This is a genomic window from Nocardia sp. NBC_01730 (assembly GCF_035920445.1).
Taxonomy (GTDB): Bacteria; Actinomycetota; Actinomycetes; order Mycobacteriales; family Mycobacteriaceae; genus Nocardia.
On sequence record NZ_CP109162.1, the window covers coordinates 6,173,748 to 6,186,895 of the forward strand.

Annotated in this window: 11 protein-coding genes; 4 read left to right on the plus strand and 7 right to left on the minus strand. The window is 66.5% G+C overall.

The window, feature by feature from the left end:
* Position 1 precedes the first annotated feature (1 nt).
* On the minus strand, positions 2-874 hold the full coding sequence (gene rfbA / locus OHB12_RS25820; RefSeq protein ID WP_327111491.1) for a glucose-1-phosphate thymidylyltransferase RfbA: 873 nt from the start codon (positions 872-874) through the stop codon (positions 2-4).
* 227 nt (positions 875-1,101) lie between these two features.
* Between rfbA and OHB12_RS25825 the strand changes: the two genes are divergently transcribed.
* Positions 1,102-2,094, plus strand: a complete 993-nt coding sequence (locus OHB12_RS25825; RefSeq protein WP_327111493.1) for an alpha/beta hydrolase — start codon at positions 1,102-1,104, stop codon at positions 2,092-2,094.
* A gap of 331 nt (positions 2,095-2,425) precedes the next feature.
* On the opposite strand, the gene OHB12_RS25830 is transcribed toward OHB12_RS25825, so the two are convergent.
* Positions 2,426-3,136 carry a hypothetical protein gene (locus OHB12_RS25830; protein WP_327111495.1) on the minus strand — a complete coding sequence of 237 codons (711 nt, stop codon included), beginning with the start codon at positions 3,134-3,136 and terminating at the stop codon, positions 2,426-2,428.
* Between the two features lie 307 nt (positions 3,137-3,443).
* Between OHB12_RS25830 and rfbB the strand changes: the two genes are divergently transcribed.
* Complete coding sequence (gene rfbB / locus OHB12_RS25835) at positions 3,444-4,460, plus strand: dTDP-glucose 4,6-dehydratase (RefSeq protein WP_327111497.1); 1,017 nt, start codon at positions 3,444-3,446, stop codon at positions 4,458-4,460.
* Positions 4,461-4,620: 160 nt separating this feature from the next.
* On the opposite strand, the gene OHB12_RS25840 is transcribed toward rfbB, so the two are convergent.
* The 3 genes from OHB12_RS25840 to OHB12_RS25850 form a co-directional block, all read right to left on the minus strand.
* Positions 4,621-5,331, minus strand: coding sequence for a hypothetical protein (locus tag OHB12_RS25840; RefSeq protein WP_327111499.1), 711 nt, complete (start codon positions 5,329-5,331; stop codon positions 4,621-4,623).
* A gap of 485 nt (positions 5,332-5,816) precedes the next feature.
* The gene (locus OHB12_RS25845; protein ID WP_327111501.1) at positions 5,817-7,391 is read right to left on the minus strand and encodes a DUF2142 domain-containing protein; all 1,575 of its coding nucleotides are present in this window, start codon (positions 7,389-7,391) and stop codon (positions 5,817-5,819) included.
* Positions 7,388-8,380 carry a glycosyltransferase gene (locus tag OHB12_RS25850; protein WP_327111503.1) on the minus strand — a complete coding sequence of 331 codons (993 nt, stop codon included), beginning with the start codon at positions 8,378-8,380 and terminating at the stop codon, positions 7,388-7,390. The genes OHB12_RS25845 and OHB12_RS25850 overlap by 4 nt, the downstream gene beginning before the upstream one ends.
* 147 nt (positions 8,381-8,527) lie before the next feature.
* Here OHB12_RS25850 and OHB12_RS25855 point away from each other — a divergent pair, with 147 nt between their 5' ends.
* Positions 8,528-9,064 carry a GtrA family protein gene (locus tag OHB12_RS25855; RefSeq protein ID WP_327111505.1) on the plus strand — a complete coding sequence of 179 codons (537 nt, stop codon included), beginning with the start codon at positions 8,528-8,530 and terminating at the stop codon, positions 9,062-9,064.
* 136 nt (positions 9,065-9,200) lie between these two features.
* Positions 9,201-11,111: a glycosyltransferase gene (locus OHB12_RS25860; RefSeq protein ID WP_327111507.1), complete on the plus strand. Its 1,911-nt coding sequence runs from the start codon at positions 9,201-9,203 to the stop codon at positions 11,109-11,111.
* A 280-nt stretch (positions 11,112-11,391) separates the two neighbouring features.
* On the opposite strand, the gene OHB12_RS25865 is transcribed toward OHB12_RS25860, so the two are convergent.
* Positions 11,392-12,261, minus strand: coding sequence for an SDR family oxidoreductase (locus OHB12_RS25865; protein ID WP_327111509.1), 870 nt, complete (start codon positions 12,259-12,261; stop codon positions 11,392-11,394).
* Positions 12,262-12,400: 139 nt separating this feature from the next.
* A complete protein-coding gene (locus tag OHB12_RS25870) occupies positions 12,401-13,102 on the minus strand; it encodes a hypothetical protein (protein ID WP_327111510.1) in 702 nt (233 codons plus the stop codon).
* Positions 13,103-13,148: the final 46 nt, after the last annotated feature.

Sequence of the window (13,148 nt, forward strand, 5' to 3'; positions counted from 1 at the left end):
TTCACCAGTCCCGTCCGCGTTCGAGCAGGTCGAGCAGGTAGGTGCCGTAGCCCGACCGGACAAGCGGTTCGGCGAGCGTCCGCAGCTGTTCGTCGTCGATGAAGCCCATTCGCCAGGCCACCTCCTCTGGCACACCGATCTTCAGGCCCTGCCGCTCCTCGATGGTGCGCACGTAGTTGGCCGCGTCCAGCAGCGAGTCGAAGGTGCCGGTGTCCAGCCAGGCGGTGCCGCGGGCGAGCACGTCCACCTGCAGCCGATCTTGTTCAAGGTAGGCGCGATTGATGTCGGTGATCTCGTATTCGCCGCGCGTCGAAGGACGCAGCGAGCGGGCGATCTCCACGACGTCGTTGTCGTAGAAATACAGCCCGGGGATGGCGTAGTTGGAGCGCGGCGCCTTCGGTTTCTCCTCGATGGAGACCGCGCGGCCTTCGGTGAATTCCACGACGCCGTAGGCCGTCGGGTCCGACACCCAGTAGGCGAACACCGCGCCGCCGTCGACCCTGTGGAAGCGGCTGAGGCTGGTGCCGAGGCCTGGACCGTGAAAGATGTTGTCGCCGAGCACGAGTGCGGCGCAGTCGGTGCCGATGTGGTCGGCACCGAGGACGAAGGCCCTGGCCAGGCCGTCCGGCTCCGGCTGGACCACGTAGTCGAGGGAAAGGCCGAACTGGGCGCCGTCGCCGAGCAGCCGTGCGAACGCGTCGGCGTCCTCCGGAGTGGTGATCACCAGGATGTCTCTGATCCCCGCGAGCATCAGCGTGGAGAGGGGGTAGTAGACCATGGGTTTGTCGTAGACCGGGACCAGCTGCTTGCTCACCCCGCGCGTGATCGGGTGCAGCCGGGAGCCGGTGCCGCCCGCCAAAATGATTCCGCGCATGCCCTGGAGTCTGCCAGTCTCGGCACGCCGGGATTCGGCGAGGTTCCGAGAAGCGCTCGATTCGATTACGGGGAGTCTAGCTTCGGTACCGATCGGGCGATTCTGTTGCGTAGATCACGTTCTGCGTGGTGTTGTCGAACGACACTGTGTGAGATGTCAGCGCCGACAGCTCGCCTGTACCCCGGTCCGGTCGTGACTCGGCGCGCCAGTTGTTAGGTAGGTGCGCGATGTCAGCGACCGAAGTCGGTGAACCCGGCATTGTGGTGAACCCGGAGGGGCCGAGCGCGCAATCCCGCCTGCTGCTGGCGACCTTCATGGGTGTGGTGCGACCGGTGCTGCGGACGGTTCCGGTCACCAGGGCGACCATTCCGATCGGCGCCGCAGCGGTGCACGGGCTGGCGGGGCTGCGTCCCCGGCCGCGTGGCATCGACCGGGAGCAGGTATCGCTCAACGGTTTCCACCTGGAGATTATTCGTCCCGCCGGGGCTTCGCGTGCGCTGCGGCACGGCGCGGTGCTCTATATGCACGGCGGAGGCTTCGCGATCTGCAGCACGCGCAGCCACCGCCCGGTCGCGGCGAGCCTGGCCCGTCGCACGGGGCTTCCGGTGGTCAACGTCGAGTACCGCCAACTGCCGGGCCGACGTATCACCCAGTCGATCCGGGACTGCATGACCGCGTACCGCTGGCTGCTGCGCCACGGCGCGGACCCGGCGCGGATCGTCTTCGCGGGCGACTCGGCGGGCGGATACCTGGCCTTCGCGACCGCGCTGCGCGCGCTCGAGTCAGGCCTGTCCGCACCGGCCGGGCTGGTCGGACTGAGCCCCCTGCTCGACTTGGACTACGCAGCGAAGCGGGACTACATGAACGTCACGCGCGATCCGTATATCCCGCTGTCGGCGTTGGAGGCGGTGGTGCGCATCGGAGCCGAGGTCGACGGCATGCTCGATCCGCAACTGTCACCGGTGAACGCGGGGTTGTCCATGCTTCCGCCAGTGTTGTTGGTGGCCGCCGAGGACGAGATACTGCGGTTCGATTGCGAGCTGATGGCGCAGCGGCTCACCGCGGCGGGCGTGCCGAATGCGCTGGAGCTGTGGCGTGGCCAGGTGCACGCCTTCATGAGCATCGCGCCGAACCTGCCGGAGAGCAGGGCGGCATTGGCGCGGGTGTCGCGGTTCGTGCGCGCCCGCATAGCGGAGGGCCAGCAGGCGCGGACGGCGTGAACCGTCCCGCCTGTCCAGGCGAGCCCCGCCCCGCAGCGGCCGGGACGGGGCTCGCGTCTGTGTGGACGGGGTCGGTGGCGGGATCGCTCCGGTCACTCCGATCGCGGTAATCAGCCCGCCTGACGAATTTCCGAACCGAAATATTCGGTCCTCGATTCGGCAGGTAGCTATGCGGACGGGGCGTATCACGAAGCAATAACTGTGTGGCCCTGTGCGATAGAGCAACTGTTCACTCGACGATCAGGGTACGGACCTGCGGAAAACCCTGTCCACGCTGTTGCGCGGACAGGGTTTCCCGATTTGTTCTCAGTTGTGTGAGTTCGGTTGGGCTTTACTTCGCAGGGGCGAACGGCTGGTTGATCGTCGTGAAGTACTGGATCGCAGCACCGATCGCGACCGGGGCGGTGACCAGCAGCTGACCGGCGAGGGTGCCGAGGGCGCCGACCGCGAGGATGCCGCCGAGGCAGCCGATGACGGCGGCCGGGACGAACGCGCCGAACAGGCCGACGATGGTCGCCGCGGCGACGGTCGCACCGGCGATCCCACCGAGCACGCAGCCGACGGCCCCGCCGCCGAGGCCGCCGACCAGGGTGGCGATGGTGGCGCCGGTGCCGATGGTGTCCTTCATGCGGTTGAAGGCGGCCTGCTCACGGTCGTATTCGGTCTTCCACGGCGCCTTGTCCTCGAAGGGGAGGGCGACCGGCTTGTAGGTTGCGTGCGCCGTGTCGAGCTGTGGGGTCAGGGTGGCGGTGCGGTCCGCGATCTCGGCATTGATCGGGAACTCGAAGTCGTCCACACGGAAGGTCAGCGGCACGCCGGTGAGCGTGTCGCCGTTGGCGGCCTTGACTTTGAAGACACCGTCCTCGACGACCATGGAACCGGCATCGGTCTTGATGATGGACTGGGTGTCGGTGTTCTGCGCGGTGAAGTTCACCGCGCGGTTGTCGGCCTCGGCAGCCGGCGCAGCGTTCACGGTGCCTGCGGTGACGCCTAGGGCGGCGATCAGCAGTGCCGACGTCGCGGCGAATTTCCTCATCAGCATTTGTTTGGAACCTCGATGTGAAGCGTTCGGAGGGGACTGGACCAGCAAAATCTAGACCAGCTAACGAGTGGTGAACCGGTTGTGACTATTTATTCAAATTTTGTTCACCATCGAGACCGATGACTTGGTGGGGTTTTGGAAATGAAGGTGCTGACCGGGGTCTTCTACCACTAACCAAACTGGGCGTTCTTCTCTTTGGAAAGATCATGTGACGAAGGTCACTGGGTGTGACTCTGGTCGGCTACTTGGCGGCACCGGCTTCCGAGTCCGTCGTCACCGCGGCCGGTCCCCACGTAGAGTCGTGTGGGTGCGATTGCTCGTCACCGGCGGCGCCGGGTTCATCGGCGCGAACTTCGTCCACCAGACCGTGTCCGACCATCCCGACACGACCGTCACCGTCCTCGACGCGTTGACCTATGCCGGGAACCGCGTCTCCCTGGACCCGGTGGCCGACCGCATCGATTTCGTGCACGGCGACATCGCCGACCTCGACCTGGTCGACGAACTGGTCAGCGGCGTGGACGCGGTGGTCCATTTCGCCGCCGAATCCCACAACGACAACTCCCTGGCCGAGCCGTGGCCGTTCCTGCAGACCAACATCGTCGGCACGTATTCGCTGCTGCAGGCCGTGCGCCGCCACGACGTGCGCTACCACCATGTGTCCACCGACGAGGTGTACGGCGACTTGGCGCAGGACGCCCCGTCGTTCACCGAGGCCACCCCGTACAACCCGTCGAGCCCCTACTCGGCCACCAAGGCCGCCAGCGATCTGCTGGTTCGCGCGTGGACCAGGTCGTTCGGCGTGCGCGCCACCATCTCCAACTGCAGTAACAACTATGGGCCCTACCAGCACGTGGAGAAGTTCATCCCGCGCCAGATCACCAACCTGATCGACGGGGTCCGGCCGCGGCTCTACGGCGCGGGGCACCAGGTGCGCGACTGGATCCACGTCGACGACCACAACCACGCCGTGTGGGCCGTCCTGCAGCGCGGCCGGATCGGGCAGACCTACCTGATCGGCGCGGACGGCGAGCTCGACAACAAGTCCGTGGTGCGGATGATCCTGGAAGCGTTCGGCCGCGATCCGGACGATTTCGATCACGTCACCGACCGGCCCGGCCACGACCAGCGCTACGCGATCGACGCGTCACTGCTGCGCACCGAGCTCGGCTGGGAGCCGCGATATGGAGACTTCCGCGCCGGGTTGGCCGCGACCATCCGGTGGTACCGGGACAACGAATTTTGGTGGCGCCCGGACAAGGCGGGCACTGAGCGCGCCTATCTAGCGGCGGGCGAGCAGACGATCGACGCGGCACCGGACTGAACCGAGCCGACCGCGACGCCGCGCTCGAATTCCGTCGGCCGGTGCGATAGGCCGTGGCGCCCTCTCGGCGCACGGGCAGAAATGGAACTCCGCCCGTGCACTGCGCGGGCGGAGCTTCACGACTCGTATCTGTTGTGTTGTGCGAGTTCGGTTGTGGGCTTTACTTCGCAGGGGCGAACGGCTGGTTGATCGTCGTGAAGTACTGGATCGCAGCACCGATCGCGACCGGGGCGGTGACCAGCAGCTGACCGGCGAGGGTGCCGAGGGCGCCGACCGCGAGGATGCCGCCGAGGCAGCCGATGACGGCGGCCGGGACGAACGCGCCGAACAGGCCGACGATGGTCGCCGCGGCGACGGTCGCACCGGCGATCCCACCGAGCACGCAGCCGACGGCCCCGCCGCCGAGGCCGCCGACCAGGGTGGCGATCGTGGCTCCGGTCGAGATGGTGTCCCTCATCCGGTTCCAGGCGGCCTGCTCACGGTCGTATTCGGTCTTCCACGGCGCCTTGTCCTCGAAGGGGAGGGCGACCGGCTTGTAGGTTGCGTGCGCCGTGTCGAGCTGTGGGGTCAGGGTGGCGGTGCGGTCCGCGATCTCGGCATTGATCGGGAACTCGAAGTCGTCCACACGGAAGGTCAGCGGCACGCCGGTGAGCGTGTCGCCGTTGGCGGCCTTGACTTTGAAGACACCGTCCTCGACGACCATGGAACCGGCATCGGTCTTGATGATGGACTGGGTGTCGGTGTTCTGCGCGGTGAAGTTCACCGCGCGGTTGTCGGCCTCGGCAGCCGGCGCAGCGTTCACGGTGCCTGCGGTGACGCCTAGGGCGGCGATCAGCAGTGCCGACGTCGCGGCGAATTTCCTCATCAGCATTTGTTTGGAACCTCGATGTGAAGCGTTCGGAGGGGATCAGACGAGCAAAATCTAGACCAGCTAACGCTTAGTGACCAGATCGTGACCGTTTTTAAACTTGTTCTCCGTTGATTCTTGTGACCCTGTGAGAGTTGCGAAAGATCTACGCCGACCAGGTTTTCCGCACCAAGCCACACGGCGAGTTTCCATTGCGATGTGACTTAGATCACAATATGACTCCGGTCTGCGCCTTCGGCATCGCCGTCCGAGTTCGTCGTCGGCGTGACATCGCCCCGTCGAGTCGTGCGCATGTGATCGCTCGTCACCGGTGGCGCCGGATCCATCACCGCATGCGGAAGACGGTCATCGACGTCGTGATAACGCGCCGCGCCGATCGGTGGCCCCTGCGGGAGGCCGAGCGCGTCTACCTAAAGCGCCGGGGCGATCAGCGCGGCATCGGACCGACTCGACCACGTCGCGGCGGCACGCTCGGATTCCGTTGCGGGTCAGCCCCAGACGACGGTGTAGTACTTCGCCGCGGCCGCGATCAGCGCCACGGTCGACGCCGCGATCACGGTGACGGCCGGGCCTACGGTCGGCGTTTTCCCGGCGATATCGGTGAGCCGCAAAGGCATCCACCGCAGCAGCACCGCGAGCCCGACGATCGCCAGCGGCACGAAGTAGCGGCCCTGCACGCCGTCGATGATGTAGTAGCCAACCGGCGTGAACGACATGTAGAGCGTCACGTAGATCATCGCCACGCTCGCCGCGATGGTGAGCGCCACGATCACGGTGCGCCGGAAAGTGGCGGCGTTCATCCGGTCGGCGACGCCGACGCTCACCGCGAACGCGAGCAGGCAGGCCAGCATCGCCACGGCCGGAACATCCACGTAGGCGAAGCCGAGCTCGCCGAAGAACTGGCTGAACCAGCGCTCGTCGCGCAGCGCGATGCTCTCGCCGAACACATGGACGAAATCCAGTGGGTGGCGGAGGATACCGCTCAGCTGGTCGGCGGGACGAACCGAGTGCCACTGGTGCTGCGGACGCATCAGCCCCATGCCGTCGCCGGTCGGCGCCGCGATCTTCATCCACACCGCGAAGGCGAGCGCGCCCGCCGCGGCGAAGGCCAACGGGATACCGCGTCGCCAGCCCGTGAACCCGAACCGGTCGGCGGGCACCACGACGACGAGCAGCGCGAGCAGCACGTAGGTAGGCTTGCTCACCGGAAGCAGGATCGTCGCCGTCAGCAGCGCGCCGATCTCCACTCGGCCGAGCCTCTCGCCGAGGAACAGGGACTTCACCAGTAGCGCGGAAACCAGGATGGCCAGCGCGTTGGTCATGGTGTCGGCGGTGACCGTACCCGCCTGGAACACTGCGATCGGCAGCACTGCGACGGTGAACGCGAGCCATTGCACCCGGTGCGCACGCAGCGCGAACAGGCCGAAGCCGACCACCGCGAGATAGGCCGCCAGCCCGGCGAGCCGAGTGAGTACGACGAGGCCGCCTACGTCGAGCCCGAACAGCTCGGCGAGCCGGATGCCGATCGCGGCAGGCACGTAGGGGACCGGGGAGTATGCGGCGGTGTTGGTGAACCAGACCGGTTCGGTGGCGTCCGAGACCGGGGCGCTCTCCAGCTGTTCGTAGCCGCCGGAATTCGCCACCATCGGGTCGGGCTCGTCCGGGTTGGTCGTGTAGTCCTTCATCGCGTAGCCCATCAGCTTGCTGATGCTGGATGGGACGTCGCCGCCGTAGGAGATACCGCGGTCGTCGTGAATCCGCTGTGGGCCGAACCCGCCGTGCGCGACCTGGTAGGCGCGGCCGAACTGGGTGATCTCGTCATGACCCCAGAACGACGGGGTGAGGACGCTGAACAGCGTGCCGAAGATCGCGACGAGCACGGTGAATGCGACCGTCGCCGCGCCGAGGCGTGTTCCGATCCGGCGCGCGAAGCCTATGAGAGCGCCCCTCGCGGGCTGGTCAGCGGCAGCAATGTCAGCGGCGGGCAGCGGTGCGGTGTCCACCGTGGGGAGCGGTGCGGTGTCCGGGGGCTGTGCCGCGGTCCGATCCGCCGATGTCGTCAACGCCCGGCTCCACCGTCACGGGCGTCACCGCCGTTGTCGTCGGCGGGTGCGTCGTCCGCGCTCACCGCCGCGTACCGCAAGTAGGTCAGACGGGCGGTCTCATGCCGTGAGCGGCGGATGCCGTCCAGGATCAGGCCCGCGGTCCACGCCAGACTGCCGAGCAGCAGCAGGGTGAAGCCGAGGAACAGCGTGGGGAAGCGCGGTACCTCGTGGGTGTTGTAGAACTCGACGACGATCGGAATGGTGAGGACGATCGAGACCAGCCAGCTCAGCGTGCCGAACAGGCCGTAGAACGCGACCGGCCGCTCGTGCCTGGCCAGCCCGATGATCAACGCGAGGATCTTGAATCCGTCGTGGTACGTGCGTAACTTGCTCGCGCTGCCCGCCGGACGGTCGCGGAAGCCGACCGGCACCGCCGTCCGCGGCACCCGAAGGTGCAGCGAGTGCACGGTGAGCTCGGTCTCGATCTCGAACTCGCGGGAGACCGCGGGGAAGCTCTTCACGAACCGGCGAGAGAACACCCGGAAGCCGGACAGCATGTCTTCGACGTTCTCGCCGAACACCTTGCCGACCACGCCGTTGAGCACCTTGTTACCGGTCTCGTGGCCCGCACGGTAGGCCGTGGCGCCCTCGTTCTGCCTGCGCACGCCGAGCACGTGGTCGTAGGGGCCGTCGAGCAGTGTCTTGATCATCAGCGGCGCGGCGGACGCCTCGTAGGTGTCGTCGCCGTCGATCATCAAATAGATGTCGGCTTCGATATCGGCGAAGGCGCGGCGCACTACATTGCCCTTGCCCTTGGTGTGCTCGTGCCGAACGATCGCCCCGGCCGCACGGGCCCGCTCGGCGGTCTCGTCCGTGCTCAGATTGTCGTAGACGTAGACGCTGATTCCCGGCACGGCGGCCTGCAGGTCGGCGACGACCTTGGCGACCGAAGCCTCTTCGTTGTGGCAGGGAACCACGGCGGCAATACGAAGCTCGGTGGAGTCCACCCGGGTCAATCCTCGCGATCGGTGGTGAATTCGGGAACACCGGGAGGGTACAGGGAACTCACAGAGAACGCGTGGCCGACCTCACCGTGCCGACCGACGAATTCTCACTCGACGCCCGTTCGCCGTGGCCTGCGGTAGCGTCGGGCCGTGCCAACCAGTGAGTCCACCGCGCCCGCAGGCGAGTCCGTGCCGCAGGAGCCGGGGTCGATCCTCCGGAAGGTGCTCACCGCGCTGCGGCAGGGCGGGGCCTTCCTGGTGGTCGGCGCGATCGGGTTCCTCGTCGACGCGGGCACCTACAACCTCTTGGTGTTCTGGGGTGGCGAGGGCATCCTTCATCACTATCCGCTGCCCGCGAAGATCATCGCGATCGTGGTGGCCACGGTGGGCACCTACTTCGGCAACAAGTGGTGGACCTTCGCACACAAGCAAACCGATAATCCCGGGCGCGAGTACCTTTTATACGCGGTGTTCAACGTCGTCGCGATCGCTCTGCAACTCGGTTGTCTCGGCTTCTCCCGCTACGTACTCGACTTGTCGAGCCCGCTGTCGGACAATATATCCGGCACGCTGATCGGGCAGATCATGGCAGTTGTGTTCCGCTACTGGGCTTACGACACATTCGTCTTCACAGGGTCGGGCAGGGCTGACGACAGCGTCGCGGTCAACGCCCCGGCGAACGACTAGCAATGGTGTGGCGATACGGCCACCCGGTTCCGAAGCAGGCACGTTACCGGGCCGGTTGATATCCTCACCCCCGCCGTGAACGGCAATCCAGGGGCGTATCTGTCCCGTCCGGCACAATGAGAATTTCGAGGATTTCATGGATCAGTCGGCTACCCAAGCCGTTACCGAAACAAACGATCGCTCGACGGCCGTTGACGCGCCTGCTTCGCTGCGCGCCGACCATCGGGCACCGGATCTGCTGGTGCTGCAGCGCGGCATCTTCACCGGTCCGTCGGCCAAGGTGAGCGACGAGCTCTACGCCGTCGTCAAGGGTGGCGCGCATCGGGAACGCCAGACGCTGAGACTGGACAAGGGCGCGACCGCGCACACCAATACCTACTTCGGCCGGTTCGCCGCCAGTTACTGGCAGCGCTGGACCACGGTCACCGAGGTGCGGGCCACCATGGTGCTCGACGTCGCGAAGAAGGCCACGGTGCGGGTGGTCGCCTCCGACATCGCGGGGCATCGCAGGATCATCGACACCGCGCAGGTGAACGACGGCGGCACGCTCACGCTGACCGCACCGCTCGATCAGTACGTCGACGGCGGTGCGCTGTGGCTGGAGTTCGACGCCGTCGGTGGCGAACTCGGCATCGCCGAGCTGACCTGGAGCACGGTGGCGCCGGAGCGCGTGCGGCCGGTCGCGATCGCCATTTGCACCTTCAACCGCGCCGAGGACTGCGCCGAGACCGTCGCCGCGCTCGCCTCCGACCCGACCGTGCTCGCGGCCATCGACGCGGTGTACGTCGTCGACCAGGGCACCGATCTGGTCGAGAACCGGCCGCGCTACCAGGAGGTCGCACCGGTCTTCGGCGACAAGCTGCGCTACATCCGTCAGCCGAATCTCGGTGGCGCGGGCGGCTTCACCCGTGGTCTGTACGAGGTGTCCGCGGCCAACGAGCACGCCGACGTCATCCTGATGGACGATGACATTCTCTGCGAGCCGGAAACAGTTCTGCGGCTCAACGCCTTCGCCAACATGACGGTGGAGCCGACCCTGGTCGGCGCGCAGATGTTGTTTCTGCTCAACCCCGACTACCTCAACGTCGGCGCCGAGGAAGTGCACCTGCACCGGCTGCGGCACGGACAGAAGGTGCCGAAGGCGCTGCGCAACACCAGCATGCTGAAGAAGAACCAGGAGCGCCGCGTAGACGCGGGCTACAACGCCTGGTGGACCTGCCTCATCCCGGCCGAGGTGGTCGCGAAGATCGGTCTTCCGGTCCCGATCTTCTTCCAGTGGGACGACGTGGAATACGGCATCCGTGCGCGAGAGAACGGTTTCGTCACCGTCACGCTGCCCAATGCCGCGGTGTGGCACGCGGACTTCTATTGGAAGGACTACGACGACTGGGCGCGCTACTTCAGCACGCGCAACTCGTTGATCGTCGGTTCGCTGCATGCGGATCTGGACGCGAAGACGATCAGCCGCAAGCTGTTCCGTGAGCTGGCCGAACATCTGGTCGCCATGCAATACGGCCTGGTGCACACCACGCTGCAGGGCATCGAGGACTTCCTGCGTGGGCCGGAGGTGTTGCGCGACGGCGGTGTCGGCGCGCTGGCGGCCGCCCGCACCAGCCGGGGTGAGTACGGCGAGACGGTCAAGCACCCGGCCGCGACGCCTCCGGTGCGCTCAGCCGACATCCAATTGCGCCGTGCAGGTGGCGAACCAAGCCGCGTGACGCTGGTGCTGATCAAGCGTGCACTGAACCAGTGGTTCGGCCGGACCCAGCCCGGCGTCGTCGGCGTCACCAGGGAAGACGCCTACTGGTGGCATGTCTCGCTGTTCGACCACGTCGTGGTCACCGATGCCTCGCAGTCCGGGGTGCGGGTGCGCAGGCGTGACAAGGCCCGCGCCCGTCAGCTGCTGCGCCGCACCCTGCGCGTGCTGCGCCGCCTGCGCCGCGAACTGCCCACCGTGCAGGCGCAATACCGCGCCGCAGTGCCGGAATTGACCAGCCGCGCCAACTGGGAGCGCTTGTACGGCTCCCCCGCCTCTCCGGGTCTTTAGGCCGTACTAGTCGGGTGGTGTGGGATTTGCGTTCAGGTCTTGCGTTGGGTGCCGCTCGTGTTTTTGGGCGTACCCGGCGAGTTACCCATGTATGTGCGAGATCAGTTGTTGTGTTGGGAATTGGTACCCGCTGTGCTGCTGGTAGCCGCACGCCCGGCAAGAAACGCGGAGAGGTGGGTGAGTACATGGGTAAGTCGCCGGGTACTCGCACTGGTCAGGCACCTGACGCAAGACCTGAACGCTGCTCTAGGGGCGCCTTGACCAGCACGGCCTGAATACCCTAAATACGTGGAGAGGCGGGCAAGAAGAGGTCGGTGGTGAGTTCGCCGGTGCCGGGGGTGACGCGGTATTTGTCCAGGTCGGTGATGCCGTGGGCGGCGAGGACTTCGTCGTCGATGAAGAAGTTGCCGCTGGTCTCCTTGCCTGGCGAGGTGAGCACCAGGTAGGCGGCGTCGGCGTAGATGTCGGGGGTGCGCGAGGTGGATACCATTTCCTCGCCGCCGAGCAGGTTCTTGACCGCGGCCGTCGCGATGGTGGTGCGCGGCCACAGCGAGTTGACGCCGATGCCGTCGCTCTTCAGCTCCTCGGCCAGGCCGAGCGTGGTCAGCGACATCCCGTACTTGGCGATGGTGTAGCCCAGCGCCATGCCCGCCCACTTCGGGTCCAGGTTCAGCGGCGGGGAGAGGGTGAGGATGTGCGGGTTGCGCCATGCCTTCGCCGATTCGCGCAGGTGCGGGATGCTCAGCTTCGACAGTAAGAAGCTGCCTCGGCAGTTGATGTCCTGCATGAGGTCGTACTTCTTCATCGGAAGCGCGTCGGTGGGGGACAGATCGATCGCGGAGGCGTTGTTCACCACGATGTCGATGCCGCCGAACCGCTCGACCGTCTGGCGCACGGCCTCGGCCACCGACTCGTCGATGCGGACGTCGCCGACGAACGGCAGCACCTGACCGCCCGCCGCCGCCAGTTCAGCGGCGGCGCTATGGATGGTGCCGGGAAGCTTTGGGTGCGGTTGGTCGGTCTTGGCGATCAGGGTGATGTTCGCGCCGTCGGCCGCGGCCCGCTTGGCGATCTCCAGCCCGATGCCACGGCTGCCGCCGGACATGATCATTGTCCGGCCCGCGAGCGGCTTGGAACCCGGTTCCGTCATGTGACCTGCTCCTTCGTGTCTGCCACGAGTGGGACGCCCGCAGCTGTCGGCGCTTTGCACATCAAGCGTAAACCTCCCTATGCAATCAGTTGCATAGGGAGTGGGAAGAAAGGGCACCGGGTTCCGGTGCCCTTTCGCGCTAGAGCGTCGCCAGCGTCAGGATGTTCAACAGGATCATCAGCCCGACCAGCGCCCAGCTGATGTACAGGAACACCATGCCGGGCGCCTTCTGCGGCATCGGGCCGATCGCGCCGTTGAGGAAGATCACCACAGGTGCCTTGTAATAGAACCGCGTGGCCTGGCCATCAGCGATCGGCACCGTCACGGTGGCCGGACCCATGTCGAACAGCCACGGCGTGGCGACCCGTACGTGGTACTGGCCCGGGCCGACCGGAATGTGGTTCGCGCCCCAGCGGGTGTTCGGCACTCGCTGCCCGTTGACCAGGATCTTCGGTTTGGTCAGCGCGAGAAGGAATGCCCAGCCCGAGTACGAGGCATCGATCGTGATGCCCGGCGGATCGGCGGGCTGGCCATAGGCCTGCGGCTGCCCGAACTGCTGGGGCTGCCCGAACTGCTGGGGCTGGCCGTATTGCGGTGCGGGCTGGCCGTATTGCGGTGCGGGCTGGCCGTATTGGGGCACCGGCTGCCCATACGGGGGCTGCCCGACCGCGGGCTGTACGAGATGCGGTTGGCTCGGATTCTGCCCCGCAGGCGGCGCGTACTGCGCGGGCGCCTGTAGAGGCGGGTACTGGCCGACGGGCGGCTGCTGACCGAACGCCGGCTGTCCAGGCCATTGCCCGGGTTGCTGGCCATGAGGCGGGTACCCGCCGGGATGACTCATCTATCCCTCCCATATAGCGAACGATGCGAGCCGACCCTACCGTGCG